This window comes from Gelidimonas diazotrophica (assembly GCF_055694025.1).
The window spans coordinates 2159129-2185996 of record NZ_CM146349.1 but is presented as its reverse complement, the minus strand read 5'-3'; the positions used below and the strand labels follow the sequence as shown (position 1 = coordinate 2185996).

Below are 26868 nucleotides of genomic sequence, written 5' to 3'. Positions count from 1 at the left end.
ATCTCAGTAAAAACTCTCTGCCAATGAGCCGATCAGTAGCTGCCAGCCATCCACCAGAACAAACAACATCATCTTGAACGGCAGCGCAACAATCGCCGGCGACACCATCATCATACCCATCGACATGAGTACGCTGGCCACCACCATGTCGATGATCAGAAATGGAATAAAAATGGCAAACCCAATCTGAAAAGCGGTTTTCAATTCACTGGTGACAAAAGCGGGAATCAGTATCCGCAAAGACACATCTTCCGGCCCCTGTAACTGCCCGGAGTTGGAAAGCTTTACGAATAGCGCCAAATCGGCCTGGCGCGTCTGTTTCAGCATGAAAGCCTTGAGCGGTACGGCGCCTTTATCGAGCGCCTCGGTCATCGTGATTTTGTTTTCCGATAAAGGCTGGTAGGCATCAACATATATCTTGTCCAGCACCGGCCCCATGACGAAAAAAGTCAGGAATAGGGTAAGGCCCAGCAGAACCTGATTAGGCGGAGCCGACTGTGTGCCCAGCGCTTGTCGCAGCAGAGATAACACGATGATGATGCGGGTGAAACTGGTCATCATCAGTAGACCAGCCGGCAAAAATGAAAGGGAAGTCAGGAGCAGCAGGGTTTGCACGCTCAGCGAATAGTTTTGCCCGCCACCTGCGGCTGGGGTGCTGGTGATGGCCTGCAACCCGCTCGCCTGTGCGAATGAAAGTGCAGGAATAATCAGCAAAATCAGGGGTAGCAGATAGGGCAGCAGGCAAGTGTTTATCTGTGTTGCAGATTTTGCGGCAGGCTGCGAGGTGCGGTAATGTCGTTGCATGAGTAGATTACTTGGCATTGCGTTTCTCAATGGTTTGCTTCAACCATTCAGAAAAAGTTTTTGTGATAGGCGGGGATTCTGGGTCCAGAGGTATCTCTTGACGCGGCATGGTGGCCAATGCATTGATTCTTCCTGGTGTGACACCCACCACAATCCACTGACCAGCAGTTTCCACTACCAGAATACGTTCTCTGGCGCCGACACTGACGCCACCCACAATTTTTACTGCTGCGCTGCCGGTAAATTGCCGTCCACCGAATCGTTTGAGCAACCACGCGGTTGCGGCCATCAGTCCCAAAACAGCAAGCAGACCCAACAATACTTGAGTGAGATTGCCGGTGGTAGCGTTAGCGCCTTGTTCTGTCGCCGAATGGGCTGTAACGCAGAACAAGGCAAACAGGCACGCGCTAAATAGTTGGTATCGTCGGCATGGTCGGCGGATCATTTGTTGAGTTTTCTAATCCGCTCGGACGGCGTGATGATATCGGTTAAGCGAATACCGAATTTATCGTTTACGACCACTACTTCACCTTGCGCGATCAGGCAGCCATTGACCAGCACATCCATCGGTTCCCCCGCCAGACCATCGAGCTCCACCACTGAGCCTTGCGCCAGTTGCAAAAGATTTTTGATTGCAATTTTAGTGCGGCCAAGCTCCACCGTTAGCTGCACAGGAATATCAAGAATGAAATCAATATCGTTGTGAGTTCCACCCTTGACTTTTTGACCAGAAAAATCCTGAAAGATAGCTGCTGCTGCCGGCTGGCTTTTCAGTGCAACTGCTTCTGCCTTTTCCTGTTCGGCGATAGCAGCACCCCAGTCATCTTCTGCAATTGTTTGAGCGTCTAAGTCATCTGCCATTTGTATCTCCTTGTGCCATTTCGTTTGATTGGTAGGTCAACAATTTTTCGACACGTAATGCATATTGGCCATTAAATACTCCGTAGCTGCAATCCATGACGGGAACGCCATCTACTGTTGCCGCAACAGTTTCGGGGATCGAGAATGGAATGACATCACCGGCTTTCATATTCATGATCTCGCCCAGGGTAATTTTGGCCAAGCCCAGATTTGCAACAATCTCGACTTCCGCAATCTGGATCTGCTGCGTCATCAGTCGCACCCAACGCTTATCGACTTCCAGTGCCTCGCCCTGCAGGCTGCTGGTAAGAGTGTCGCGGATCGGTTCGATCATCGAATAAGGCATGCAAAAGTGCATTTCGCCGCTGACAGACCCCAGTTCCAGGGTAAATGTTGTAGCTACAACGACTTCGTTCGGGGTTGCGATATTGGCAAACTGGGTGTTCATTTCTGAACGTATATATTCGAATTCAACCGGATATACGGGCTCCCATGATTTTGCGTAAGCCTCGAAAACGACACTTAGTATGCGTTGAATGATGCGTTGCTCAGTTTGGGTAAAATCTCTGCCTTCCACTCGGGTGTGAAATCGGCCATCGCCGCCAAAAAGATTATCGACAATCAGGAATACCAGATTTGGATCGAACACCATGAGGGCAGTACCACGCAGCGGCTTCATGTGCACCAAATTGAGATTGGTTGGCACTACCAAATTGCGTATGAATTCGCTGTATTTTGAAACGCGCACGGTGCCAACGGATACTTCGCAACTGCGCCGCAGGAAGTTGAACAAGCCTATGCGCAATAAGCGTGCAAAACGCTCATTAATGATTTCAAGCGTTGGCATTCTGCCACGTACAATGCGTTCTTGCGTGGCAAGATTGTAGGGCCGTACACCGGAGGTATCTTCAGGCGCATGGATGTCATCCTGATCGCCGTTGACGCCCTTGAGCAGGGCGTCAACCTCTTCCTGGGAAAGGAAATTATCAGCCATCGCGCTACTGAATTATAAAAGAGGTAAAGAACACGCTTGACACATGCTGTGGTTTTCCTTGTGGGGAAAAAGGTTGTTTTAACAGCGCTACAATTTCCTTGGAAAGCTGCTTCTTACCCTCTGTGGATGCAATCTCGGAAGGTTTTTTACTGGAAAGTAGCATGAGTAAGCGATTGCGGACTTGCGGCATATTCTGCTTGAATATCTCAACTTGTTTCTCGTCTTCAACTTGTAATGTGAAAGCTATCTGGAGATATTGGCCGCCATCTTCCGACTGCAGGTTGACTGTAAATGATTCCAGGTTGAGGAACACCGGCGGTGCTTCCGATATGTGTTTAGCTGCATTTTTCGAAGAAGCGCTTTTCTTATTCAAATACAGTGCGCCTGCAGAACCACCTATGCCAATTGTGATTATGGCAATACCTATAGTCAGAAATAGTTTTTTCCTGGATTTTCCTGATTTTTCTTCTGCAGGATCAGCCTTCATATCTTCTTTTGGGGCTGCTTTTGCCATCTTGTTTCCTATCGTCCTACATTAGTGCATTGGTGCATTATCTTCGTGCGCCATTGTGACAAAGTGACGTTGCAGATGCAATGAAAAGAGCGGGATGCTAGCGCATATTTATTTCTTTTGCATTGCGCTGGATATATCCGGGCTACATGTATATTGCTAAAGAGTACATTCATGCAAAGGCATCTATCAATCCCATCTGGATTGTTCGGTTGGCGCCTAGGGTAATGGGTGGGACATCTTCCGAGTGCGCGTTGTCCCCGGTGGTTTGAGCGCCCATTCTGCTGCCCGAACCGCTTTGCCCGTCATGCTGGTTCGGCATATTGCTGCTTACGTTGGCCTGACCTAGCGCAATGCCTGCTTCATTCATCATTTCGCGCAGCCTCGGCAAGGCAGCTTCGAGCGCTTGCCGGACTTCAGGTTGGGCCGCAATGAAGGTCGCATCAGCCGAATCTTTACTGATGTTCAAGATCACCTGCAATGGTCCAAGGTCTGGCGGATTGAGCGACAAAGTGGCAGTTTGTTGCGTTGCGCCTACCATCAATGTAATTTTTTGTCCCAAGGCCTGGTTCCAGGCACTGCTTCCCACGTACGGCGTCAATTTGTCAGAAACAGGGTTTGTTGCAGCTTCACCGACTTCCTGCGCGATTGTCTGCGATGCCACCATGTTTGCAGCAATCGTTGTCGACTGGGAATCGGATTTTTGCAGTGTTGCAGCATCCGTCAATAATCTTGCATCGCCGTTCTTATTCATACTCTGAATCAAATCAGGCGCTGGTTTGCTAGCGTCATCATTGAGCAAGTCCTGTTTTTTTGTATTTTCCAGGAATGTACGGTCTGTTACCGGGTTGCTATGCTTGCCTTTTCCAATCACAGGATCAGAACCGTCATCGACTTTCGACAGCGCATTTTTGCCAGGTAGTGTGTCATCCAATTTTTCTACTGGTTGACGCACATTTGCAACCAGCGCCAATAGCTTGGCTTCGTCATCGACCTTGGACAACTTGTCTTTGTCAGACAGTGTGTCATCCAATTTTTCTGCCGGTTGGCGGATATTTGCAACCAACGCCAATAGCTCGGCTGTAGCGGATGGTGTCGCTTCAGTGGGATTGCGGGCTATGTCGTCGGTTTTTTTGATTTCTCTTTTACCATCGACCTCGTCCTCTACCGGCGCGGCATCAGGACCCATCTTTGAAGCACTCTCAGATGTTTTTTTGCTGTTCGCAGCATCACTGTTTTTTTTGACGGGACTGCTATCGCTGTGATTGGCTACTTGGCGCGCCAGCATCTGCTTGAATGACAGATCTTTCGAGGCCGTGTTATCGGCTGGTTTGCTGATTGGCGCAGCTTGCTGATTGGCGCTAACTGGGCTAAATATCAAGGGTGTTTGCATTTTTTCACCGGTCATCATGGTAAATGTTTATTTTTCTACTACCGTTTGTAGGTTCGTAGCCTTGCCGCATGCTCATCCATCAGCTTTTGATCGCGCTTACTTTCAAGTCGTTGCGCTTCCTCCTGTGCGCGCTGGGAGAGGGCGCCGAACGACATTTTTTTACGTGCATTTGCTTGCCATACAGACCGGCTTTCAGCGATGCGCTTTTTCTCATGTTCCACAACCACTTCTTGACCGATGATGGCGCTGTCAAGCTTGCCTAAGAAAACCTGATAATTCTGATGGCTAAGGATACTAAGGCCAACCGACCGGGTGGATTCGAGGCGTGCCGCATAATCATCTCGATATTGATGCAGTAATGCCAGCTTTTGTTCTGCTTCTCCGCCGGCACGGATTGCTGCACCCAACATCTTGGCAGCATCGTCCGTTTTCTTTTCTGCCAATGAAATCAGTGTGTTTAGTTGAGAAGTGGATGCCATGATGCGTTCATTTTAATTTTATTTCTACTATTGCCATCGTCAGAATAGAGCGGTAAGTTGCTCTAAACTTTCTTGAATGCCGGCACGCTCAGAGATTGCTTGTTGCAGAAATGATTCTATTTTTGAATGCAATGCGATGGCTTTGTCCAATACGGGATCGGTTCCGTGACTGTAGGCGCCGACACTGATCAAATCGCGGTTACGTTCATAGCGCGAGTACAGTTGTTTCAGATGCCGTGCCTGCTCCTGCTGTTGTGGCGAGGTGATGTTGTTCATGGCGCGGCTGATCGACTGCTCAATATCGATCGCTGGATAATGCCCGCTTTCGGCCAGCGTTCTGTTGAGTACGATATGGCCGTCCAGAATGGCCCGCGCCGCATCTGCAATCGGATCTTGTTGATCATCGCCTTCCGTTAGCACGGTGTAGAAAGCGGTAATCGAGCCGCCATTGATATCACCGTTGCCAGCACGCTCGACCAGAATCGGCAATTTGGCAAAAACAGAGGGTGGATATCCTTTGGTTGCTGGCGGCTCGCCAATGGCAAGTGCTATCTCGCGTTGTGCCATCGCGTAGCGCGTTAAGGAATCCATGATTAACAATACATGCTTGCCCTGATCGCGGAAATGTTCCGCAATCGCGGTTGCATAAGCGGCGCCTTGCAATCGCATCAGCGGCGGGGTATCGGCGGGAGCCGCAACCACCACAGAACGCGCCAGCCCTTGCGCTCCCAATATTTGCTCAATGAACTCCTTGACTTCCCTGCCACGTTCACCAATCAGCCCAACTACAATCACATCAGCCGCGGTGTAACGCGCCATCATCCCAAGCAGTACGCTCTTGCCCACACCAGAACCTGCGAACAGGCCCATCCTCTGGCCGCGACCCACCGTCAGGATGCTATTGATGGCGCGAACACCCACATCAAGAATGTCGGTAATCGGAGCGCGCGATAACGGGTTGGCTGCTCTTACATTGAGCGGAGCCGTATGCGTTGCAAGAATAGGGCCCAGGTTGTCCAGTGGACGGCCGGCCCCATCCAGCACCCGGCCCAGCAGTTCTGCGCCAACAGGGAGATGGCGGGTGCGATCACTAGGGCGGCGGCGCGGATGCATGACTTGCCCCGGACTAGGCAAGGTATGAATAATCTCGACCGGAAAAACACGCGCCCCCGGTGCAATCCCTTCGACGTCGTTTTGCGGCATCAGAAAAATGCGTTCACCGTCAAAGCCAACCACTTCGGCCTCAATAAGGGTGCCATTATTTAACGGGATGGTGCAACCACTGCCAATTGGCAATTTCAGGCCGACCGCCTCCATCACCAATCCGGCTACGCGTGTGACGCGGCCCGATACTTGCATTGGTTCCGCGATTGCCAGCAGCTCGCTGCAATCGTGCAGGTACGCTTGCCAGCGAGCGCTGTGCGATTGGCTGGTCACTGCGCTAGCCAGTCTGCTTGGGAATCCAGTGCGCTGGCAATGCGATGCCAGCGGGATTGTGTGGTGGCATCGATCTGATTGCTGCCTGTTTCAATCCGACAGCCACCGCGTTCCATCGACGGCTCTTCCTTGACACGCCAGCCTGCTTCCTCCAGAGCTGCTCCAAGCTGTTCTCTGATGAGGGAAGCATCGTTGGGATTAAGAAAAAGCAATGCCGGCTGCACCAGATTGGGCAGGTAATGGATGGCTTCGCTAACGATCGGAAGCACCAGCTCGGGGCGAATTTTTAGTGCATTTTTGAGCATTGCCTTGGATAGATCCAGCGCCAAATCCATAAGGTCTTTGGCGATCAATTCGTCAGCCCTGGCGACCTGTTCATTAAACGTTTCTGCTATTTTTAGCAAAATATCGCGTTCGGCGGCGGCTGCACTGCGCCCTTGCGCCAATCCAGCGGCATGACCTTCCTTGCGTCCGTCGGCATAACCTTGCAAGCGGGTTGTTTCATGGATTGCGGCAATCTGTTCAGCTGTCGGCAGGGCAATTTGCGCTGGCATATCCTGCGACTGCACCGGCTTCTCGTCACCGAACGAAGCCATCTCCCATCGTTGATAAGCGGATAACTGTTCTTTCGGGATCAAGTGACTAGACATACGAATCGTCGCCTTTACCACCCAGGATGATTTGCCCTTCCTCTGCCAGGCGACGGATAATCTGCAGAATCTGCTTTTGCTGCGCCTCGACCTCGGACAACCGGACCGGTCCTTTGGAATCCAGATCTTCGCGCATCATTTCACCGGCGCGCTGCGACATGTTCTTGAAAATCTTCTCACGCAATTCCTGTCCGGCGCCTTTGAGCGCGACGATGAGGGTCTCCGACTGTACTTCGCGCAATAAAAGCTGAATACCGCGATCGTCGATATCCATGATGTTTTCGAATACGAACATTTCATCCATGATTTTCTGCGCCATGTCAGCGTCATAGCTTTTCAGACTATCCATTGTGGATGCTTCGTTTTCGCCGCTCATGAAGTTCAGGATTTCTGCAGCGGTGCGAATGCCCCCCATTGGTTGTTTTTTCAGACTTTCATTTCCGATAAGCAGTTTTGTCAGGACGTCATTGAGTTCGCGTAATGCGGTCGGCTGCACCCCGTCCAGCGTGGCAATGCGTAGCACCACATCGTTACGCAGGCGCTCAGTAAAGTGGGAGAGAATTTCGCATGCCTGATCGCGCTCCAGATGCACCAGTATGGTGGCGATGATCTGCGGATGTTCATTGTGGATCAGATCGGAAACGGATTGCGAATCCATCCACTTCAAGCTTTCAATTCCGCTGGCATCCCTGCCGCCCAAAATACGGTTCAGCAGTGAGGACGCCTTGTCGTCGCCCAAGGCCTTAGTCAATACGGAACGGATATAGTCATCCGAATCCAGTCCCAGCGAGGAATTTTTGGTTGCTTCGATACTGAAAGACGCCAATACGGTTTCAACCTGTTCGTGCGGAATGGATTTCATGGTGGCCATCGCGGCCCCCAGCTTTTGCACATCGCGCGGGCCCAGATGCCGCATGACTTCAGCCGCTTCGTTTTCGCCTAGTGCCAGCATGAGAACAGCCGCTTTAATTACGCCCTCATCACTCATTGCTATTGACCCACGATTTCACGACGTTGGCCACAATTTTAGGATTCTCTTTTGCCAGTTGCTTGGCTGTCTCCAGATTTTTCTCGTAACCGGAAAGCTGGCGTTTTTCCTGTTCCAGCATTTTGGCTGCATTCCCGATCTGGACCGGATCTTCGCCTCCATCAGGCGCAGGCAAGGTTTCTGCACCGTTGATTGTGACAGCGCCCTGACTGGTCAGCTTGCGCAGCATCGGCTTTAAGACACGGAAGAACAGGTAAAGCAAAACAATTCCGGCCAACAGATACTTGCCGATTTCCTTTGCTAACTGGATCATATCCGGCTGCTTCCACAACGGTAGTTCGGCAATGGCTTCTTCTTCCATACCGGCAAACGGACTATTGACGACATTTAACGAGTCGCCACGCTCCTTGTTGTAGCCCATAGCCTCCTTGACCAAATCTGTAATCTGGGTTTTTTCAACATCGGTCAAGGCAATGCTGGAGGTTTTTCCGGCATTGTTTACGACATGTTTGTAATTGACCACCACTGCTACCGACAAGCGTTTGATGCCACCCATCGGTTGCTGTACATAACGGATAGTCTTGTCAACTTCGTAATTGACAGTCGTATCCTTGCGCGTATTGGTGGCTGAGTTTGGCACGGCTGCGGTGCCGGTTGCAGCATTATTGTTGGCCGCTGCAGTAATCGGTGCGGTAGCAGGCACTGGCGGCTGATTGGTAAGCGCGCCAGGAATGCCGGTTGCATTCGGATTATTCGGGTTGGACGATTCACTGGATTGCTGACTGCGCACCGAGGATGCATCTGTCGCAAGATTCGGCTTGTACGTTTCGGCGGCCTGTTCGCTGTGCGAAAAATCTACATCTGCGGTGGCCTCTGCGCGCACATTGTTTGCGCCGACAATCGGAGTGATGATCGACTCAACCCTCTTGACGATATTGCGCTGGAGTTCCTGAACATACTTGAGCTGCGTAGCATCAAGACCGTTAACGGCGCCGGACTTACTTGTTTCAGATAGCAAATTGCCATTTTGATCAACGATGGTGACATTTTTGATGGGTAAATCCGGTACGCTGCTGGCCACCAGATGCACCACTGCGCTGACCTGTTGTCTATCCAGAGTCCGGCCCGCGTGCAGATTGAGCAAAACTGAAGCAGTCGGTTGCTGCCGATCGCGTACAAATACGGAAGCCCTGGGTAATGCCAGATGAATGCGCGCAGCTTGTACCGCCGCAATCGACTCAATCGAGCGTGCCAGTTCGCCTTCCAGCGCGCGCTGAAAATTCACCTGCTCCAAAAATTGCGAGATGCCCAGCTTTTGGTTTTCCATCAGCTCGAAGCCAACATTGCCCCCTTTGGGCAAACCCTGGGCTGCCAGTTTCAAGCGCGCGTCGTGCACTTGGCTGGCAGGAACGAGAATCGCACCGCCGCCTTCTGCGAACTTGTATGGCACATTCATTTGTTGCAGCGAAGCGACAATGGCGCCGCCATCGCGGTCGTTAAAATTCGAGAACAGTACGCGATAATCGGGTTGTTGGCTCCAAATCCAGACGCCCGCCATGACCGCAATGACAGCTGCGATACCCAGGCCAATCAAAAATTTTTGCGCACCTGGCGTCTTTGAAAAGCTGGTCATTTTGTCGCTAATGAGGACATTGGTTGCTACTGCCATGATGCTCGCCTGCGACTGTAGCTGTAAAAAAATAATTGATTCAAGTTGTATTCCCGCCCATGGTACATTGCGCTCAAGAATCGATTATAGCCGGCAAGACAGAGTTCAATCACTTAAAAAGAATGCCGTTTCAGTTCCTTATTGCAACAATTATTACTCTTGTTAATGATATCGTGACAGGATAGACAAGTCTGATTGTGATGTCGCAACACAGTAATTATGTCGTAACGCGTACGCGAAGGAGTTTTTGTGAGCATAGGATCGATCGATACCGGCAGAATAGAAGCCATGCTGGCCCAGATAAAGGCGATGTCGGCCAATGCCAAAGTCGGGGAAAGCGCGGCGCTTGAAGTTGCGTCTGATAACAAGATTAATTTTGCCGATGTACTGAAAGCGTCGCTGGATCAAGTCAGCAAGTCCGAGGATCAGTCGACCAAGCTCGGGCAACGTTTTGCGCTCGGCGATGATAGTGTCAACTTGTCAGATGTGATGATTTCCATGCAAAAAGCCAGCATCACGTTGCAAACGACCGTTCAGGTCCGCAACAAACTGGTTTCTGCCTACCATGACATCATGAATATGCAAGTGTAATAGGTGGAAAGCTGGCGAATAATTGAAGAAAGCAGCGCGCCATTAATGTCAGGCAGCAGAAATTTCCGTAGGAGCGGGTTTCAAACCCGCCCTTTTGCCGCCAAAGTGCAAGGGCGGGTTTGGAACCCGCCCCTACGAGAGAATGGTTAGGCAGTAGGTTGACGTCGAAAGTGCGAAGCCCAACACGCAGTTTGCAACCTTACCAATTGCCATCAACCTGCGCACTTCATCGTAGGCCGTTCGCGCCCGGGTGCGCTCCTACAACGGTGCCGTGTTTTTGTAGGAGCGCACCTGGGCGCGACCATTTGCAACGCAAATGCGAACGCTGAAACCATATCCCAATCAATCAATCAAGCCCCTGGCGTTTCGCGTTCAATTCGCGCTCCAGTTTGCCAATGTAGCGTTGCATCATATTCAACATCGAATTAGGCAGATCGATGAAGGTGCAGGCTATGCGGAGTCTCTTCTTGTTGTTGAGCAGAGTCTGCTCCTGGGAATTAGCCACAGCAAGCGATGTTGTTATGGCCCCGATTCCGGGTAGCGCAATTCTGCAATCCTTGTAGATACGTCCAATGGTATTGTCGAGCATTCTGTTGTCATCCGATATCGAGATTCCCCCGCAACTGATATCTTGCAACACCGCTGTAACAACATCTTTGCCTGCATCGTTTTGTAATGGAATAATGCAGCGCACCGGACTGGTGATAGGCGTGTTGATGCGATAAAACTCGCGTCGCTGCAGCCGAATCAGGCTGACTGGAATGGCAATGCGTAATGCCGGACGATCATCCTTGAGACAAATAGCTACCTGTGTGCTTGAAAACAGGATGCTGATTTTATCCAGTGTAGTCTCAAACGAAACCTTGCTGGCGTCGATGATGTGTTGGTTCAGACTGGGCTCAGGAGCGCAGTCAATAATGACCGCGTCGTTGTGCAAATCCACCTCGAGAATCGATGTGACTATGGCTTCGGCTCCGCCATGGATCAGCATTCTGATTAATTGCCTCTTTTCTTTAACCGAGCGCAACAAGGCCACGATTTCTCGTGGCGATGTGATGGCATAAGGGTTTGGAAGCTCGCGTTCAGAGCCGTAATTGGAATTTTGCATCAGATTTTGTTACTTACAATGTTAAAAGGCGGTACAGCATAAACATATAAAGGGTATCCCATCTGTCAGCCTATTTTTCAGCTTGTTCCGCTTCAATTCTATACAGCCAAGCCAGCAGTTCCGCAACGGCTCTATACAACGCCGGAGGGATGCGGTCATCCAGATCAACCTGCATCAGCATGGCGACCAGTTCCTTCGACTCATGCACAAATACGCCATGCTCCTTGGCTCTGGCAATGATGGCATCCGCCACCAGGCCGCGTCCCTTGGCAACGACTTTGGGCGAGCCTTCGCCGGCCTGATAGGCCAGGGCGACTGCATTTTGCATCGGGCTATCAGCTTGCATCTTGCTTCACCAAAAAAGCGGATAAGGGCGATCCGGCAGCATCCAGCGACGCCGACAGTTTTTGACCCTGCGCCTGAAGTTCTGCGCGGGCCTCTTCAGAGGCAGCTGTGATGTGAATGCGCAACTGGCCTGCCTGCAGATACACCGTCGCCGCCACTTTACCCAAGGTCGGCATATCGAAGCGTACCGTGCTTTGCCATGTGGCTGGCGCTGTTTGCGTGTCGTCCTGCGCGTCCTGACCGGAGTGTTCCTGGACTTCCCACTCCATCGGCTGACCGGGCCAGGCTTCACCGCGCCACAATACGCGTTGTTGTTCCAGCGTGTCGAGTTGCTGGCTGACGATCCGCGCCAACTCAACCGTATTGGTTGCGATTTTCTGCGGCGCATCCATGTCGCTGGCTAATATCCGGGCCGCCTGTTCTGCCAGACGTGCCTGCGGCTCCTGCTTCAGGTCCGTCAGACTGCGATTGCCATTGCCCTCAGCCCATGCGGCAATGTGGGATTCATAAAAAACCCCGCTACTGCGCATCGTATCGCGCAATGCAGTCGCGATTTGTTGGACGTTAGCTGCAGGGTTTTGCGTGATGGGCAACTTGCTTAATGGTGAGGTAGAGCTTGCGGAGCTTGTTTCAGTGCCGGATTTTTGGGCTATCTGAAGCAGATTTGCAATCATTTTTGCGGCCGGGCTGAGAGTTGTCTCTGCATGATCGCCGCCCATATCGAGCAGGAAAGTTGCCTTGGGCGCCAGCGACACCAGCGTCATCGGCAGCATGTCGCCTGCACGCGTATTTTGCGGCAGAGACATCTGCACAGTCGAGCCGGCAATTTTCACCAGAAAGCTGCCATCGTCCAGGCGTGACATCACTTCCGCCGGCAAGCGTTGGCCGAGCAGCGGTTGCATGGCGCGCTGGAATGCCTCCTGCTTGGCGTCGCCGATTGTGACTAAACCCACGACCGGAGAAATTGCCCGTACATCCGCTATTCCCGTGCGCAACAGCATGGTCTGGATTTCCTTTTATTTTGTAACCAACTTACCCATTGTCCACGAAAGGCACGAAAAGACGCAACGATTCAGGCTGCGTGTTGGCTTTGCAAGCGCAGCGCCAACCGGCGGGCCAATCATCCTCTCGTAGGGGCGGGTTCCAAACCCGCCTTTTCGTCGCCTAAGTGCAGGGCGGGTTTGGAACCCGCCCCTACGAGTTCATCCGGCCTTACTATCGTATAAAATACATGGGGTATTTTTAAAGTAACCCTGTTTATATGCGGAAAATAATGCATTTTAAGGCATACCAGGTAGTGTGTAGGGCGGGTGCAACCCGCGCTTTTCGTACGATCAAACTGCGCGGGTTGCGCCCGCCCTACCAAACTGCTTTGCTCCCCTCTCCCACTTGTGGGAGAGGGGCCGGGGGAGAGGGTAATCGTCAAGCATAAAATGTCGGGTTACGCGATGAAGCCGCTAACCCAACCTACGAAAACTCTACCATCAATAAGCCCTGTAAGCCTGCGATAGTTTTTGTTCGGTGCCGGCGTTCTGCATCAACGCAGACAAATTTGCCATCCACGGTTGTGCGATATCGCGGATCGCACGGTCGCCCGCCAGGATTTGCTGAATCAACGCCACCTTTCTGGTACGGTCAGCACCGCTCAGAGCGATAGGGGCTTCACCGTTTTTCAGGGTCGCGACATGGCCTGCGCAATGGGTTTCCAGTTCGCTGACGCGATCCCAATCGCCGGTGCGTGCGGCACTCAGCATCTGTTCGGTAATATCCGCCATGGATGCATACAAGGATAGAATTTCTTGACTGTGCATGATAATCAGGCGCTCGCATAAGTAAATGAACGCAACCCAAAATCGCCGTAGCCGGAAACTTCAGGACTCTGTTGTGTATTGACCTGCTGGATTTGTTTGACCGGCGTGGCAGCGGTGGGGTCGATGGCATCCCATGCGCCCTTGATGTCCTGCAGCAAACCGTACACTTCTTCCAGCAACTCCGGCGCATTCTTGAGGTTGGCTTCCAGCAGGCGACGGCTCATGTATTCGTACAGCGAATCCAGACTCAGCGCCAGATCGCCACCTGCATCTTTATTCAGGCTGGCACGCAAGCCGTCATCGATAATCGAAATGGCTTTGGAAATCGCCATGCCCTTGGCCGCGATATTCCCCGACTGCATGTGCTGTTGCGCCATCCGCACCGAAGTCAATGCGCCATCGAACAGCATCACAATCAGCTTGTGCGGACTGGCTGCCAGAACGCCGGTTTCGATGCCGACTTTGGCGTAGGCGTTGGCGCCGCTTTTCATTGATCCAAACATTATTATTGTCCTTTATGCAGCGTTTGCGGTTAGCGCAGCCAACTGCTGCGTCAAAAATGTACTGGTCGTGCTCATCTTGCTGAGCAGGACGTCCAACGCGGTAAACTGTGCCCGATAGCGTTTCTCAGTCGCCACTAGCTTCAGGTTCAAAGCATCGCGCGATTTTCCAATACCCTTGATGCTGCGGTTAAGGCCATCGGTCTGGCCGGTGATGAGACCGCTGCTGCCCAGAAAATTATCTACCAACTTATTGAGCAAATAGGCATAGCCTTGCGAGAAATTGACCGTGCCGCGCTCACCAATCGTGCCGCCGGTAATTTCCAGCTTGAGTCCTTCCGTCGATGAGCCAGCCGCTCCGGTAAGAAACTGGCCGGAACCGGTAGCCGTTACACCATTAATGGTGCCGGCAACATCAACCCCGGCAGTACTGGTTAATGTAGTCAATAAATTGTCTGCGCCACTGCCGCTAATACTGACGTTTGAGGTTGAGCCATACCGATTTGACGTGATGCTCAATATGCCATCCACATCTGCGCTGACACTGACGGCAATGCCGGCGGCTGAAAACGCTGAAGCGCCGTTAATCGCCGATTGGATCTGCGCTATCAGTGAACTGGACGTATATGTGTTCGGCGCCAGCGTGACGGTGGCACTTATGCCATCAACTGTCATCGCTAACTGGTCGTTGACGCCAGCGGCAATGGTCAGGCTGGCAGGTGCGGCAGAGCCAGTTACCTTGCCCTGGCTCGCTAATGTAGTCAGATTAACGACGTTATTGCCCGGCTTCGTGGCAGAAGTGGAGCTGACGAAACTGACCAGACTATCGGTGGTGTTTCCCATTGAGGCAAACAGGCCGGCGATGTCATTGAATTTACTGGAAATTGCACTCTGCAATTTTGTTGAGTCGAGCGCCAACGAACCGTCTTTTTGAAATGCGATGCCGATTTGCGACAGGTTTGTCAAACTGCCGCCCGCACCGGTTAACGAGGCGCCAAGCATGCTGCGTACTTTGGTCTGAATATTGCGTACCGATGAGTCGCCTATTAACGGGCCACCCAGTTTTGTCGTCGGGTTGTAGGCAGTCAGGGATTTGATGGTTTTATCGAGTTCGTTATATGCCGTGACGAAGGCACTGACGCTGGATTGCACCGCTGCAGTGTCGCGCGCAACAGTTATCGTGGTGCTGCCTATTTTGCTCACATTCAGTGTGACACCCTGGATAGCTTCACTGATAGTTTTTGTCGTGCCGTTAACTGCGATGCCGTTCACGGTAAGCGCAGTGCTTTGCGCTGCGCTGCTTTGCGTCATGTTCTGTGTGCCGGCGGGATCATAGGCAAGCAAATCCTGCAACGCAGTGTCGCCATTTACCGCGATTTTCATGCTGGATGTCTCGCCGGTTTTGTTCGAGGTAAACACCAGATGATTGGGCGTTGCGCTACCGTCGGACACGATTGTGGCGGTCACGCCGATCGCCGCCTTGTTGATCGCATCCCGGATGCCTTGCAACGAATTATTTGTGCTATCGATGGTGATGGTGCCGCTGGCCTGGTTAGCATCCTGGGCGAAGCCAGGAGCCGGCGGAACAGCAGTGGCATCATTGACATACACCCCATTTTCTAGTTTTCCGCCGCTGATGGTGCCAAACTGGAATGTCAGCGTACCATTGCCAATAGCTGTTGTGGTGCTGACTTTCCCTGCCGTGGCGATGGTTTGGGCTTGGGCTAGCTTCGTGATATCGACCGTGTAGCTGCCCGCGACCGCCTTACTGGTGGCCGTGCCGCTGACAATGGTGGAGTCGGTAGAAGTGGCTGATACGGACTGGAATTTGGCCGGGCTGCTGAGTCCTGCCAGTGCGCCTTGGAATGCACTGAGAGCGCCGCTCAGGCTGCCAAATGCAGTTACTTTGGACAGGTAGCTTGCTTCTTTCTTGCTGAGAGTAGTCAACGGCTGGGCTTCGACCGACATCAGCTGGGTTACGATGCTATTGACATCAAGGTTGGAACCGATACCGGGAGATGAAAGACCCACTTGTGCCTCCTGCTAAAAACAATAATGTACTTACTTAACAACTATACCAAATCAGCGGTCTTGCTCCCCTCTCCCGGCATGTCTTTTCCTGGTGCCCGAATCGCGATGCGATTCGCTTGTGGGAGAGGGGCCGGGGGAGAAGTAATCTACGCTTTTTCCCTGATCAATTTGCCCAGCACCTGGTCCAGCACCTTGGCGATTTCCAGCGCTTCTTGCGACGGCATCTGGCGGATCACTTCCTTGGTCTGCGGGTCAATTACCTTGATGATAGTTTGCTTGCTATCGGCATCGATCGAGAATTCCAGGCCCTGCGCCAGTGACTGCAAGGATTGGTTGATATCTTGTACCGCTTGCTTGACTTGATCCAGTGACGGCGCAATGGCCGGTCTTTGCACTGCGTCTGCGGTTTGCACTGGCGCAGCTTGCGCAGTTGCAAGCAACGAAGTGGGGCTGGGCTGCTTAGTGTCAGCTGTTCTGTGCAGGTTGCTGGCACCATTGCCAAGAGCACCGATATCCATGATGACATTCTCCAAATTAATTCCCCGGCCAAACAGGTTCAGCCGGGGAGCACATCACCGTCTTTACGGATTAACCGCGCAACAGGGCCAATACGCCGTTAGGCAGCGAGTTGGCTTGCGCTAGCATCGCAGTGCCGGCTTGTTGCAAGATCTGGCCACGTGACAGTGAGGCTGTTTCCGAAGCGAAGTCGGCATCCATGATCCGGCTACGTGCAGCGGTAAGGTTCTCTGTAGATGTTTGCAGGTTACTCACCACCGAACTGAAACGGTTCTGGAAAGCGCCGAGAGAAGCGCGCTGGCTCGAAATTTGACTCAGAGCGCCATCCAGGACTGCAATTGCTGCGTTGGAGCCCGCTACCGTACTGAGGCTCACGGTATTCAACTTGGTCAGCGAAGCCGATGTCGAACCTAGGCCGGAAAAGGTAACATCGGTGCCACCGGTTGTGAAGCTGTTGGACGAGCTGAGTGTCAACGTACCGCGTGTTGTTACGCCGCCAGCGGCATAAATTGCACTAGTACCAGCAGTCTCTGCGCCTTCAACCAGCGCAGTTGTAGTGCCACCACCAGTTACACCCGTATCGGCGAAAGTGGCAAGCGTGCCACTCGCGCCAAGCTTGTTGTTGGTCATGGCGACGGTGCCGGCTCCATTAGACGCAGTGACAGAGGTGTTGCCAAGCGTGTGTTGAGCGTTGATTGCGAGTGCGATCGCATCCCCTACCTGAGTAATATTATTTGCATCAGCTACGGTAACCGCCACTCTCGTTCCAGTAACTGTTGCATCAGTGGTGAACTCATAGGTGAGACCATCCAGAGTAAAGGAATCGCCTTCGGTCAAGGAGCCGGCGGCGGGCGTAGTCGTGTCAAAAGCACCGCCCACCACGACATTAAAGGTGTCTTTGCCAGTCGCAGCGTTACCGGTAGATGCATCGAGACCTATGGCATTTTGAATCGCCGTAACACCGGCGGCTGTTGCAGGCGAGGAGGTAATCGCGATGTTGCGGCCGTCAGCTGCCGTTAAAGTCAGGGCACCCGTGCTCGCGTCTGCGACGGCAGAAACCCCGGTCGTGTTCGATATCGCATTGATCGCTGTCGCAGCATTACCGCCTTGGGTTATTGCGCTGCCACTGGCAGAAATTGCACCGACCGCAACGCCGTTGATTAACAGTGCACCGCTGGCGAGCCCAGCACCGGCAACCGGAGCGGAGCCGGTCAGCGAGTTGGTCGCTGTGGCGCTGACGCCGGTATCGACGGATTTTGCATTGATGGCAGTGGCCTTTGCGGCCGCACTGTCAGCATCCACACCAGCCGCGCTGGTCGCTACGGATACACCGATTTCAGTACCGTTGATGGTGAAGCCGGCACCGTCGAACGCATTAGAAGTTACGGCAGTACCTTTTGCCTGGTAAGCGCCGATCAGGTTGGTGGAAGCGCCTGAGATCGTAACGGCAATTGTCTGGTTGGCGTTGGCGCCGACCTGAAATTGTGCGTTAGAGAATGAGCCATCCAGCAGGTTGGTACCGTTGAACTGGGTTGACCCAGACACCCGCTGGATTTCACCAACCAATTGTTGTGCTTCAGCGTTCAACGCGGCACGGTCCGAGGCCGAGTTCGTCGAATTGGCGGATTGCAGTGCCAGTTCGCGAATACGTTGCAAGTTGTTTCCGACTTCGCCCAATGCGCCTTCAGCCGTTTGCGCCAGCGAAATGCCATCGTTGGCATTGCGGCCAGCCTGTGTGAAGCCCCGGATCTGTGAAGTCATCCGATCCGAGATCGAGAGACCGGCGGCGTCATCTTTGGCGCTATTAATACGCAAGCCGGACGACAGGCGTTGCAGTGAAGTGGCTAACGCAGTCTGGGAAGTGGTGAGGTTGCGCTGTGCGTTTAGTGAGGCGACGTTGGTGTTAATTACTGCAGCCATGGTATTTCTCCTGAATTTCCTGATTCCAATACATTCCGGCTGGTGTGCCGTCCACTTTGGTCTGCTTCATTTTTAGAAGCAATCAAACCGCTGTTGTTTGTTGTATCGGGTTGCATTTGCGAAAGTTTAGGGTGCAGGCAGGATTTTTCTTGATGCGGGGGATGTGCGCGGTATCAGGCGCTGAAACTCTTTGTCCACGAAAGACACGAAAAGCACGAACAAAATTTGGAACTTGGCGAGTTTAGTAAAAACAAGGAGTATGCAAATTTTCATGGCATTTACCGCATGTTTTAATTGCAGTAGTGAAATATACTCATGCACATAATATATGTCGGCAGGGGCGAAGCAGTACAGTAGATACGCTGTTCAAAATTAAGCCTGTTTCACGTTGCGACATCGGGCCCTGTAGGTGCGAATTCATTCACATCAGTTCGGATGGAAACGTTAAAAGTGCGAATAAATTCGCACCTACTGCACTGCTGTATCAACGTGCAAAAGGCCTGATTTTGAACCGAGTATCTACGGAGTTAAAGATGCAAACTCCCTTATTTTGGGAAGTTTGAGCGCGCCACTGGGAAAAATAGCCGCTAAATAAAATATCAACGGGATTTACTTGCGCAAAAATCGAGACGCGTGTGAAAATCCCGTAAAATTAATGAATCCCGTTAAAATTTCCCGTCTACGCGCACAAAGTTCCCTCTATGGCTCAACTCCCGATTGGTTACGCACATCTTGTTTCCGCCTACGGGCTGCCTGCCCGAGAGTTGACTTTGGTTTGTTGCATCGATACCTTGGCACGGCAACGCCGCGAAACCGTTCGTGCAGGGCAAACCTACCATGTTTTTGAGTCGAGTTACTTAAAGGGTGACGGCACATTGGCAGATCATCTGGAATTTGCTTTGCGCTACGAGGGTCCCAATCTGGAAGTGCTGGCGTTATTGTTTGCACAACGTGGCAAGCCCGAAATTGAAGCCTGGCTCACCGCGATTCCTGTTGGTCGTTATGCACGTCAAGCTGGGTTTTTGTATGAATTCTTGACCGGGCATACTTTGGATGTGTCTGGTGTGCCGTCAAAGACGCGCTATATTCCCCTTCTGGACCCGGCGAAATATTTAACCGGTCCCGAGACGCGCAGTGCCAAGTTCGCACTGATTGTCAATCTATTGGGGGATGCCGCTTTTTGCCCCACTGTTCGAAATACGCCGTACATCATCGAGCAACAGAGAAAAAATCTAAAAGCGCTAGCTGCACAAACGCTTGCCCGGTACAACAAACCTTTGCTGGACCGCGCTGCTGCTTTTTTGTATTTAAAAGAAACGCATTCTTCATTTAGCATCGAACGGGAAAAGCCTTCTGCCAATCGCGCCGAGCGCTTTGCACAGCTCCTTGCAGCCGCCGGCGACGTGAGTGATCTCACCAAGGAGGAACTGGTGCGGCTGCAGAATGCTGTCATTGATGGCCGTTTTGCCGAACCCTGGTTCCGCAGTCAACAGAACTGGGTCGGCAGAGAAATTGGCAGCTATTACAAGCGCGTCGACTTTATGCCGCCCCGGCCGGATGACGTGGAACCGCTACTGGACGGGCTGTTGGCGTTCGCTAATCAGTACATGCAACCAGACACCCAGGCCTTCGATGATGTGGCGGTAGCCGCATGTGTCGCTTTTGGCTTCGTGTTCATTCATCCCTTCATGGATGGGAACGGCCGCTTGCACCGGTTTCTTATTCACCAGATGCTTTCGCGCCGCGGATTCACGCCACGCGGCATCATCCTGCCCGTTTCAGCGGTCATGCTGGCCAATCTGGATGCCTATATCGCCGCACTGGAAAATTTCTCCAAAGTGCTTGCCCCCTTGGTCCATTTCGACCCCAATGTTCCGCAGGCGCGGGCGAGCGGCAATGACGCGCTGTATTACCGCTTTTTCGATGCGACAGGACAAGTCGAATTCCTGTACTCAGCCCTGGAACGCACAGTAAGCCACGACCTCGAAGAAGAAATCCAATTTCTGCTGCACTACGACGCGGCTTACGAACAATTAAACACTGAATTCGATTGGCCAAAAGGCAGGCTTGACCTGTTTATCAGAGTCCTGGCGGAAAACAAGGGCCGCTTATCTGCGCGCAAGCGCGCAAGTCATTTTGAATTTCTATCTGACAAAGAAACCGCTAATTTTGAAGCTATTTTTAGGGAAGCATTCGAGTTTGTCTCGGGAGCTGCCTCCCAGATAAGCTGAGAAAAGCAGTGCGCAACGCAGGTGTGCACGCTAGTCTTATTAAATGGATGGGAATACTCAGGGCTGCGGCTCATTACCGGTCATACATTGCCGTGTATAAATTGTTTTCGCAGTATGTATATGCGGTAATGGCATTGTTTTTTTGCATACTCCCGTTATTTTTGTATGAAAGCGGCGCTCTTATCGTCAGTAGGATGGGTGCAACCCATCATGTAAGTCCGATACGCGATGGGTTGCACCCATCCTACGGTACTCAGGACTGCGGCAACGTGTAATGCGAACATAGCCTGTTTATGATACGTATCGGTAGGGTGCGCCGTGCGCACCGGTGCCGGGAGTGTGCGGATGGTGGATGGTGCGCGCGGCGCACCCTACGGTTGCTGATTAGCGCGTAGGGCGCAATAACCGAAGGGCATTGCGCCGCATGCTCTACCGCTTCAAGTCCCGATAGAAGTTTTCATGTGCGCCCAGCAATAGCAACAGACGCGTGCCCGGATCGTATTCGCAGGCCAGCAATGTCAGTTGATCATTGCATTTGAATTTGTACACAAATACACCCGCCAAATCGCCTTTCTTGGCTTCACCAATAGTCGGATCGCGCACAATGTCGGCCACGGCACCATCCACATCGGCTTTTTGATTTTGGTGCAGGCGCTTGTAAGCCCGTTTGAACATCGCGCTTTGCTGAACCTGGACCGCATCGCCCATCAACTGTGCTTACCTTCCGGCACAAAGGGCGTGACAAGCGTAGGCCCTTCTGCGCGGGCAATCAGCAAATCCCGGACAAAATCTATCGGCAGATCGGGGTTGTCCAAAGCGGTTCTCCCCAGCAAAGCCCAAAATTCTATTTGCCCGGCAATCGTACGGCGTTCAGCCTTGGCTTGCGCCCGTGCCATTTCGTATAAAGCATCATCAATGCGTACCGGCATTCCCATAGCGTTACCCCAAAATAAAATACTACAAAAGTAGCTTCATGATAGGGCAGGCCCATTTTAAATACAAATATTCGTTCGCCATACAAACGCGCACCAGGCCAGCCTGTTTTTTATACAAGATTTGGTCGCGCCCGGGCGCGAGCACTTTGCTCAATCCACTAACTTATTTTTAATCGCGTAATGGGTTATTTCGGCGTTGTGGCGCAGTTTCATTTTTTGCAACAGGCGGGCGCGGTACATGCTGATGGTTTTGACCGATAGCGCTAGTTCGCCGGCGATGTCGGTGACGGTTTTGCCGGAGGCGATCATGGTCATGGTCTGGTATTCGCGGTCCGAGAGTTTCTCGTGCGGCGCAGCTTCATGGTCTTCGTTGATGTGGTTGGCGAGTTCTTGCGCCAGTGCGGGGCTGATGTATTTTTTGCCGGAGGCGACCTGGCGTATCGCATCGACCAGTTCGGCCGGGGCGCTTTGCTTGTTCAGGTAGCCGGAGGCGCCGGTTTTCAGGGCGCGGATGGCATACTGGTCTTCCCGGTGCATCGATAGCATGAGTACGGCCAGCTTCGGGAGTTCTTTCCTGAGTTGCTTGAGGATATCAATGCCGTTGCGGTCGGGCATGGATATGTCGAGCAGCATGACTTGGCAGCTGGGGCAGTGCGCGTTTTCGCGCGCAAGCGCAATGGCGCCAAGTCCATTTTCCGCTTCGCCTGCCACCACGATGTCTTTGGTGTCAGCCAGGATCTGCTTCAAGCCTTCGCGCACAATTGCATGGTCGTCGGCGATCAGGACATGGATTTTGGTGGTTGCTGTCATTGGGTTCGGATTATTTCGTTTTAGTTTGGTAACTGTTCAACTCGTAGGGGCGGGTTTGGAACCCGCCCCTACCTGGCGTAATTTTTATTAAATATAATGAGTATTTTTAAAGTCGCACTATTCATATGCGGCAATGCATTGTTTTTTAGTGATACTGCATAGTAGTAATATATCCCTAAAAAGCTCCGATCAGCGCGTTATCGCGCATCCTGATTCTTGTCTTATGGCGCATTGCCAATCGGTAACTCAATGCTAATGGTGCAACCGCTTTCGCGTGGCGCGCTGATGCTGAGTTCGCCGCCTAGCGTTTTGGCGCGCTCGATCATGCCCCGTATGCCGAAGGATTCTGGTTTCAAACGGTCCATTGCGGTGATGCCTTGGCCATTATCGGTGATTTCCAGTCGGATACCTTGGGCTGTACGGTTTAGTCTTACTACAACATGGCTGGCTTTGGCGTGTTTGGCAATATTGGTCAACGCTTCCTGAAATATCCGAAACAGCGCCGCTGCATGGTCTGCGTGTATCTCAATGTCGTCCTGATCGCAGCATACGGAGCAGGGTATGCCGTTTTGCTTTTCAAATTCTGTGGCCTGCCATTCAATCGCGGCCACGATGCCGATGTCGAGAATGCCTGGGCGCAAATCGCGCGCGATCCGGTGCGCCGCATCGATGGTGCGATCGACCAGAGCATCGAGGTATCGGGCTTTTTCCGCTAATTCCGGCTCCGTTGTCGGCAGCCTGCATGTGAGCAGGGCCAAGGCTATTTTCATCGCGGTCAGGTTGCCACCCAGATCGTCGTGTATTTCCCTGGCGATACGAGTGCGCTCCTGTTCCTTTACCTGCTCGACATGGGCTGTTAGCTCCGCCAAATGCGCTCGGGAATGCTTGAGTTCGAGTTGTTCCAGCTTGCTTTGGGTGATGTTGGTCATGATGCCTTCCCACTGCACTTCGTTTTGCAGTGTCAGGCCGGGAGTCGAGCGCAGGTTGATCCATTTGACGTCTTTCCATGCATCCACCCAAATCCGTCCTTCCCAGTTCCAGCTGCTCATGTGTGCGGCAGAGGCTTTCATGGCGGACAGATAGGCGGCCCGGTCCTGCTGCAGGATCAGGTTCAGGAATAGTTCCGGTCGCGCGCGCAGGCGATTGGCCTTGATGCCCAGCAGCGCATGGCAGCCTGCGCTGAGGTACGGAAACGCTGTGCTGCCGTCCGCGTGCAGGCGGAACTGGTACACCAGGCCGGGCGTATTCGCTGCAATGGCGCGGTAACGCGACTCGCTTTGATCGAGCGCTTGCTCCGACAGGCGCTGCGCACTGATGTCGTGGCCGATGGCGATAAAAACCGGCGCCGCTGGGTCTGATGTGTCTGATGTGTCCGGTGTGAGGAAGATGCGTAATGCGATCGGATAGCTGCTGCCATCGCGCCGGTTGAAGGTCAACTCCAGCGCGATGTGTTGCACCTGCCTGTTATTGTTGTGCAGAGTTTGCAGGGTTTGCTCTAGTGCAGCGATCGGTTGATGCGCCAGATCGGCCAGCGTCATGGAAGTGAATGCGCTGGTTTTGAACTGCAGATTGTCGCGTGCCGCCTGATTGATTTCAATCAAGCGCAGCGTGCTGCAATCGATCACATAAATTTCATTAAACGCCCCCTGCATGATCGTGGGCAACCATCCTGCTTGGGTTATGTTGGACATATTTCTTATTCCATTTCTAAATCAATCGTGCACTTTGTCGGCTTCGCTTGCCGTACATGCGTACTGTCTGCGCTTCGCCTTCGCGTTCACAATTGATGTAGAAAGGGAATTACAGATTGAATCGGGTGAATGCGATGCTTGATTTTGGCCAACTTTAACATGGGCGCTGATGCGAAAATCGATTGTAACTGTTGGAATTGTACGATTTTGTGAGTTTTAATAGCAGAATTACTCTGTAGTGCATCTCTTATAATCCTTTCAATATCTAGTAGTGCAGGCACGGAGGCCAGCACTACTAAGTCCTAACCCGCCGAAATGCCGTTACATCGTAGAATGGAGCGCTATGAGTAAAGCCTTTGTAAAAGAGACGGATGAAGATGATGACGACGCATGGGAAATCGCGTCGGCGATTCCTGCCGGCTCGAAAAATTACATGACGCCGGCCGGGCATCAGCGCATCAAGGAAGAGTTGCTGCAGTTGATTGATGTTGCCCGTCCGGAAGTGGTGCAGATCGTGTCGTGGGCGGCCAGCAACGGCGATCGTTCGGAGAATGGCGATTATATTTATGGCAAGCGGCGTTTGCGCGAGATCGATCGCCGCATCCGTTTTTTGACCAAGCGGCTGGATCTGGCTGAAGTGGTCGATCCGAGCGTTCACTATGGACTGGACCAGGTTTTTTTCGGCGCCACGGTGACGTATCAGAATCAAGCCGGCGCAGAGGTCACGGTGACCATTGTCGGGATCGACGAGCTTGATCCGCTGCATGGCAAGATCAGCTGGATTTCGCCAGTAGCCAGAGCGCTTACCAAGGCCCATGAGGGCGAATCGGTGATCCTGAAAACGCCTTTAGGCATCGACGAACTGGAGATTCTGACGGTCAGTTACCCCGCACCTGGCGGTGTTATTGTTTGACAGTAGCGCAGGCCTGTGGTGCCTGTGGTGCCTGTGGTGCCTGTGGTGCCTGTGGTGCCTGCGGCACGGGGCAGACACGACAGGCCTGCGCTACTAACGCCGTCGTTCCCGCGCAGTCCGGAATCTATACGGAGCATGACGCATCACCGGCGTATCGATCAGCGCTTTCGCGGGACGCCGAATTTCTCACATAGCGCACTGAATGCGCACAAATTCTCAACAATTTTTTATCGCCATTACATATGACTTTTGCCTATTCTCGTTTGAATCATCCTTTGCGCGTGCCGTTGGCGGCCGAGGTGCATTCCCGTCCTTCTTTGCGTCTGTCTGCTTCGGAAAATCTGACCCATCTTGCGGTTTATGCGCATGGCGATAGCAAGATCAGCAATGACAATCTTGCGCTGCAGCATAAAATCCTGTCTGATTTGTGCGCCTATTTCGGCGTCGCCGCGCCGGCGGGTGAGGCCAAATATTTCTTTCACAATTTTGGCCAGTTTCGTCTGCAATGGGAATGTCATACCGAATTCGCCACTTATACTTTTGCTCAGATTCACGCGGAGCAGTTTGCCATGGGTGATGTCTTTGATCACATGCCGCTGGCGCTGATTCCACAGGGCTGGCTGCTGGGCTTGGAAGGCAAAGTGATGGTTGCAGCACATGTGGCGCTGGGGTTGGCGCAACCCTTGGATGCAACGGTATTGTCGGACCTGTGCAGCGTTCTCGATGGCGATGTGCTGGTCGGTAGCACCGTTTTGCAGGGCGGTGAAGTATGGACCGATTTTCTGGTCAAGGCGGATGGCTTTAGCCGCTTCGTGATTCGGGATCTCGGCTTTCAGTCGCAACAGTCGGGGCGGGTGGTGCAGCGCGTGCTGGAGGTGGAAACCTATCGCATGATGGCGTTGCTGGGCTTGCCGCACGCACAATATGCAGCGCCGCTTTTGAATGATGTCGAAAGCGAGTTGACGGCGCTCACTGCCACCATGACCGATACCGACGCGGCGATTCTGGAAGCCTTGTCGAGCGACGCTGATGATGAACAGATTTTGTTGCGTAACATTACCGGATTAGCGGCACGGATTGAAAAGCTGTCGATGGATAACAGCTACCGTTTTGCCGCCTCGCAAGCGTATTTCCGGCTGGTCAAGGCGCGCATTGAAGAATTGCGGGAAATCCGGATTGATGGCGTGCCGACAGTGGACGAGTTCATGGCGCGCCGCTTGTCGCCTGCGATGAATACCTGCGAATCGATAGTGCGCCGTCAGGAAGCATTGGCCGAGCGGATTGCGCATACCAATGACTTGCTCAGAACCCGGGTCGGCATCGTGCAGGAGCGCCAGAACAGAAAAATTCTGGAATCCTTGAATGCCCGCGCGGCCCAGCAATTACGCCTGCAGCAGGCGGTGGAAGGGTTGTCCGTGGTGGCGATTTCGTATTACCTGGCAGGCTTGATCGGCTACGTTGGCAAGGCGATGAAAGCGGGTGGATTGCCCGTCAATCCGGATGTGGCGACCGGCATTCTGGTGCCAGTAATTGCGGTCGGGGTGTGGCTCGGCTTGCGCCGCATGCACAAGCACGTACAGCATGTAGCGCCGTCTGTTGGTGCTCAGGAAGTCGGTGCCACTGGATAGCAGGCGGGGCGATAGTTGTGCATTGTTGCGGTTTTGCGTAGGCATTCGGCGC

The 26868-nt window shown here is 52.7% G+C and carries 27 protein-coding genes; 4 read left to right on the top strand and 23 right to left on the bottom strand.

The genetic code is table 11. The annotated features are described in order from the left end of the window. Positions 1-3 precede the first annotated feature (3 nt). The 11 genes from fliP to fliF all read right to left on the bottom strand — a co-directional run bounded on the left by fliP (position 4) and on the right by fliF (position 9786). On the bottom strand, positions 4-738 hold the full coding sequence (fliP, locus tag KGFNPO_RS10145) for a flagellar type III secretion system pore protein FliP (RefSeq protein WP_472634448.1): 735 nt from the start codon (positions 736-738) through the stop codon (positions 4-6). Between the two features lie 73 nt (positions 739-811). Then, a complete protein-coding gene (fliO, locus tag KGFNPO_RS10140; RefSeq protein WP_472631177.1) occupies positions 812-1249 on the bottom strand; it encodes a flagellar biosynthetic protein FliO in 438 nt (145 codons plus the stop codon). After that, the gene (gene fliN, locus KGFNPO_RS10135; RefSeq protein WP_472631176.1) at positions 1246-1665 is read right to left on the bottom strand and encodes a flagellar motor switch protein FliN; all 420 of its coding nucleotides are present in this window, start codon (positions 1663-1665) and stop codon (positions 1246-1248) included. Before fliN ends, fliO begins: the two co-directional genes overlap by 4 nt. Further along, positions 1655-2659 carry a flagellar motor switch protein FliM gene (gene fliM, locus KGFNPO_RS10130; RefSeq protein ID WP_472631175.1) on the bottom strand — a complete coding sequence of 335 codons (1005 nt, stop codon included), beginning with the start codon at positions 2657-2659 and terminating at the stop codon, positions 1655-1657. Before fliM ends, fliN begins: the two co-directional genes overlap by 11 nt. 4 nt (positions 2660-2663) lie before the next feature. Then, positions 2664-3173 (bottom strand): flagellar basal body-associated protein FliL, encoded by a 510-nt coding sequence (gene fliL / locus KGFNPO_RS10125; protein ID WP_472631174.1) that lies wholly within the window; start codon positions 3171-3173, stop codon positions 2664-2666. 169 nt (positions 3174-3342) lie between these two features. Continuing rightward, the gene (locus tag KGFNPO_RS10120; RefSeq protein WP_472631173.1) at positions 3343-4581 is read right to left on the bottom strand and encodes a flagellar hook-length control protein FliK; all 1239 of its coding nucleotides are present in this window, start codon (positions 4579-4581) and stop codon (positions 3343-3345) included. Between the two features lie 20 nt (positions 4582-4601). Then, the gene (gene fliJ / locus KGFNPO_RS10115) at positions 4602-5042 is read right to left on the bottom strand and encodes a flagellar export protein FliJ (protein WP_472631172.1); all 441 of its coding nucleotides are present in this window, start codon (positions 5040-5042) and stop codon (positions 4602-4604) included. 39 nt (positions 5043-5081) lie between these two features. Then, positions 5082-6401 carry a flagellar protein export ATPase FliI gene (gene fliI / locus KGFNPO_RS10110; RefSeq protein ID WP_472634447.1) on the bottom strand — a complete coding sequence of 440 codons (1320 nt, stop codon included), beginning with the start codon at positions 6399-6401 and terminating at the stop codon, positions 5082-5084. 74 nt (positions 6402-6475) lie between these two features. Further along, the gene (locus tag KGFNPO_RS10105) at positions 6476-7129 is read right to left on the bottom strand and encodes a flagellar assembly protein FliH (RefSeq protein ID WP_472631171.1); all 654 of its coding nucleotides are present in this window, start codon (positions 7127-7129) and stop codon (positions 6476-6478) included. Next, positions 7122-8117, bottom strand: coding sequence for a flagellar motor switch protein FliG (gene fliG / locus KGFNPO_RS10100; RefSeq protein ID WP_472631170.1), 996 nt, complete (start codon positions 8115-8117; stop codon positions 7122-7124). The genes KGFNPO_RS10105 and fliG overlap by 8 nt, the downstream gene beginning before the upstream one ends. Continuing rightward, on the bottom strand, positions 8110-9786 hold the full coding sequence (gene fliF, locus KGFNPO_RS10095; protein WP_472631169.1) for a flagellar basal-body MS-ring/collar protein FliF: 1677 nt from the start codon (positions 9784-9786) through the stop codon (positions 8110-8112). Before fliF ends, fliG begins: the two co-directional genes overlap by 8 nt. 249 nt (positions 9787-10035) lie before the next feature. Between fliF and fliE the strand changes: the two genes are divergently transcribed. After that, positions 10036-10377 carry a flagellar hook-basal body complex protein FliE gene (gene fliE / locus KGFNPO_RS10090; RefSeq protein WP_472631168.1) on the top strand — a complete coding sequence of 114 codons (342 nt, stop codon included), beginning with the start codon at positions 10036-10038 and terminating at the stop codon, positions 10375-10377. Positions 10378-10723: 346 nt separating this feature from the next. Here fliE and KGFNPO_RS10085 read toward each other — a convergent pair whose 3' ends face one another. The 8 genes from KGFNPO_RS10085 to KGFNPO_RS10050 form a co-directional block, all read right to left on the bottom strand. Then, positions 10724-11485, bottom strand: coding sequence for a flagellar brake protein (locus KGFNPO_RS10085; RefSeq protein WP_472631167.1), 762 nt, complete (start codon positions 11483-11485; stop codon positions 10724-10726). A gap of 70 nt (positions 11486-11555) precedes the next feature. Next, on the bottom strand, positions 11556-11831 hold the full coding sequence (locus tag KGFNPO_RS10080) for an EscU/YscU/HrcU family type III secretion system export apparatus switch protein (RefSeq protein ID WP_472631166.1): 276 nt from the start codon (positions 11829-11831) through the stop codon (positions 11556-11558). Continuing rightward, positions 11821-12831 (bottom strand): flagellar hook-length control protein FliK, encoded by a 1011-nt coding sequence (gene fliK / locus KGFNPO_RS10075; RefSeq protein ID WP_472631165.1) that lies wholly within the window; start codon positions 12829-12831, stop codon positions 11821-11823. The genes KGFNPO_RS10080 and fliK overlap by 11 nt, the downstream gene beginning before the upstream one ends. Positions 12832-13314: 483 nt before the next feature. After that, the gene (locus tag KGFNPO_RS10070; protein WP_472631164.1) at positions 13315-13641 is read right to left on the bottom strand and encodes a flagellar protein FliT; all 327 of its coding nucleotides are present in this window, start codon (positions 13639-13641) and stop codon (positions 13315-13317) included. 5 nt (positions 13642-13646) lie between these two features. Beyond that, positions 13647-14144, bottom strand: a complete 498-nt coding sequence (fliS, locus tag KGFNPO_RS10065) for a flagellar export chaperone FliS (protein WP_472631163.1) — start codon at positions 14142-14144, stop codon at positions 13647-13649. Between the two features lie 12 nt (positions 14145-14156). Further along, positions 14157-16172, bottom strand: coding sequence for a flagellar filament capping protein FliD (gene fliD / locus KGFNPO_RS10060; protein ID WP_472631162.1), 2016 nt, complete (start codon positions 16170-16172; stop codon positions 14157-14159). Between the two features lie 146 nt (positions 16173-16318). Then, the gene (locus KGFNPO_RS10055) at positions 16319-16690 is read right to left on the bottom strand and encodes a flagellar protein FlaG (protein WP_472631161.1); all 372 of its coding nucleotides are present in this window, start codon (positions 16688-16690) and stop codon (positions 16319-16321) included. A gap of 70 nt (positions 16691-16760) precedes the next feature. After that, on the bottom strand, positions 16761-18608 hold the full coding sequence (locus KGFNPO_RS10050; protein ID WP_472631160.1) for a flagellin N-terminal helical domain-containing protein: 1848 nt from the start codon (positions 18606-18608) through the stop codon (positions 16761-16763). A gap of 701 nt (positions 18609-19309) precedes the next feature. On the opposite strand from KGFNPO_RS10050, the gene KGFNPO_RS10045 reads away from it, so the two are divergent. Further along, entirely contained in the window at positions 19310-20839 is a 1530-nt protein-coding gene (locus KGFNPO_RS10045) for a Fic family protein (RefSeq protein WP_472631159.1), read from the top strand. Positions 20840-21268: 429 nt separating this feature from the next. Here KGFNPO_RS10045 and KGFNPO_RS10040 read toward each other — a convergent pair whose 3' ends face one another. From KGFNPO_RS10040 to KGFNPO_RS10025, 4 genes are all read right to left on the bottom strand, one after another. After that, positions 21269-21547 carry a type II toxin-antitoxin system RelE/ParE family toxin gene (locus tag KGFNPO_RS10040; RefSeq protein WP_472631158.1) on the bottom strand — a complete coding sequence of 93 codons (279 nt, stop codon included), beginning with the start codon at positions 21545-21547 and terminating at the stop codon, positions 21269-21271. Then, positions 21547-21768 (bottom strand): ParD-like family protein, encoded by a 222-nt coding sequence (locus tag KGFNPO_RS10035; protein WP_472631157.1) that lies wholly within the window; start codon positions 21766-21768, stop codon positions 21547-21549. The genes KGFNPO_RS10040 and KGFNPO_RS10035 overlap by 1 nt, the downstream gene beginning before the upstream one ends. A 156-nt stretch (positions 21769-21924) precedes the next feature. Beyond that, the gene (locus KGFNPO_RS10030; RefSeq protein ID WP_472631156.1) at positions 21925-22584 is read right to left on the bottom strand and encodes a response regulator; all 660 of its coding nucleotides are present in this window, start codon (positions 22582-22584) and stop codon (positions 21925-21927) included. A gap of 221 nt (positions 22585-22805) precedes the next feature. Beyond that, positions 22806-24275 (bottom strand): PAS domain-containing sensor histidine kinase, encoded by a 1470-nt coding sequence (locus KGFNPO_RS10025; RefSeq protein ID WP_472631155.1) that lies wholly within the window; start codon positions 24273-24275, stop codon positions 22806-22808. Between the two features lie 343 nt (positions 24276-24618). On the opposite strand from KGFNPO_RS10025, the gene greB reads away from it, so the two are divergent. Both greB and KGFNPO_RS10015 read left to right on the top strand, forming a co-directional pair. Continuing rightward, positions 24619-25188 carry a transcription elongation factor GreB gene (gene greB / locus KGFNPO_RS10020; RefSeq protein WP_472631154.1) on the top strand — a complete coding sequence of 190 codons (570 nt, stop codon included), beginning with the start codon at positions 24619-24621 and terminating at the stop codon, positions 25186-25188. Between the two features lie 242 nt (positions 25189-25430). After that, positions 25431-26816 carry a DUF3422 family protein gene (locus KGFNPO_RS10015; RefSeq protein ID WP_472631153.1) on the top strand — a complete coding sequence of 462 codons (1386 nt, stop codon included), beginning with the start codon at positions 25431-25433 and terminating at the stop codon, positions 26814-26816. Positions 26817-26868: the final 52 nt, after the last annotated feature.

Bases quoted from the DNA above. Each gene is read 5' to 3' on its own strand.
- fliO (WP_472631177.1), bottom strand. From the start codon at position 1,249: ATGATCCGCCGACCATGCCGACGATACCAACTATTTAGCGCGTGCCTG.
- fliN (WP_472631176.1), bottom strand. From the start codon at position 1,665: ATGGCAGATGACTTAGACGCTCAAACAATTGCAGAAGATGACTGGGGT.
- fliM (WP_472631175.1), bottom strand. From the start codon at position 2,659: ATGGCTGATAATTTCCTTTCCCAGGAAGAGGTTGACGCCCTGCTCAAG.
- fliL (WP_472631174.1), bottom strand. From the start codon at position 3,173: ATGGCAAAAGCAGCCCCAAAAGAAGATATGAAGGCTGATCCTGCAGAA.
- KGFNPO_RS10120 (WP_472631173.1), bottom strand. From the start codon at position 4,581: ATGATGACCGGTGAAAAAATGCAAACACCCTTGATATTTAGCCCAGTT.
- fliJ (WP_472631172.1), bottom strand. From the start codon at position 5,042: ATGGCATCCACTTCTCAACTAAACACACTGATTTCATTGGCAGAAAAG.
- fliI (WP_472634447.1), bottom strand. From the start codon at position 6,401: ATGCAAGTATCGGGCCGCGTCACACGCGTAGCCGGATTGGTGATGGAG.
- KGFNPO_RS10105 (WP_472631171.1), bottom strand. From the start codon at position 7,129: ATGTCTAGTCACTTGATCCCGAAAGAACAGTTATCCGCTTATCAACGA.
- fliG (WP_472631170.1), bottom strand. From the start codon at position 8,117: ATGAGTGATGAGGGCGTAATTAAAGCGGCTGTTCTCATGCTGGCACTA.
- fliF (WP_472631169.1), bottom strand. From the start codon at position 9,786: ATGGCAGTAGCAACCAATGTCCTCATTAGCGACAAAATGACCAGCTTT.
- KGFNPO_RS10085 (WP_472631167.1), bottom strand. From the start codon at position 11,485: ATGCAAAATTCCAATTACGGCTCTGAACGCGAGCTTCCAAACCCTTAT.
- KGFNPO_RS10080 (WP_472631166.1), bottom strand. From the start codon at position 11,831: ATGCAAGCTGATAGCCCGATGCAAAATGCAGTCGCCCTGGCCTATCAG.
- fliK (WP_472631165.1), bottom strand. From the start codon at position 12,831: ATGCTGTTGCGCACGGGAATAGCGGATGTACGGGCAATTTCTCCGGTC.
- KGFNPO_RS10070 (WP_472631164.1), bottom strand. From the start codon at position 13,641: ATGCACAGTCAAGAAATTCTATCCTTGTATGCATCCATGGCGGATATT.
- fliS (WP_472631163.1), bottom strand. From the start codon at position 14,144: ATGTTTGGATCAATGAAAAGCGGCGCCAACGCCTACGCCAAAGTCGGC.
- KGFNPO_RS10055 (WP_472631161.1), bottom strand. From the start codon at position 16,690: ATGGATATCGGTGCTCTTGGCAATGGTGCCAGCAACCTGCACAGAACA.
- KGFNPO_RS10050 (WP_472631160.1), bottom strand. From the start codon at position 18,608: ATGGCTGCAGTAATTAACACCAACGTCGCCTCACTAAACGCACAGCGC.
- KGFNPO_RS10045 (WP_472631159.1), top strand. From the start codon at position 19,310: ATGGCTCAACTCCCGATTGGTTACGCACATCTTGTTTCCGCCTACGGG.
- KGFNPO_RS10040 (WP_472631158.1), bottom strand. From the start codon at position 21,547: ATGGGCGATGCGGTCCAGGTTCAGCAAAGCGCGATGTTCAAACGGGCT.
- KGFNPO_RS10035 (WP_472631157.1), bottom strand. From the start codon at position 21,768: ATGCCGGTACGCATTGATGATGCTTTATACGAAATGGCACGGGCGCAA.
- KGFNPO_RS10030 (WP_472631156.1), bottom strand. From the start codon at position 22,584: ATGACAGCAACCACCAAAATCCATGTCCTGATCGCCGACGACCATGCA.
- KGFNPO_RS10025 (WP_472631155.1), bottom strand. From the start codon at position 24,275: ATGTCCAACATAACCCAAGCAGGATGGTTGCCCACGATCATGCAGGGG.
- greB (WP_472631154.1), top strand. From the start codon at position 24,619: ATGAGTAAAGCCTTTGTAAAAGAGACGGATGAAGATGATGACGACGCA.
- KGFNPO_RS10015 (WP_472631153.1), top strand. From the start codon at position 25,431: ATGACTTTTGCCTATTCTCGTTTGAATCATCCTTTGCGCGTGCCGTTG.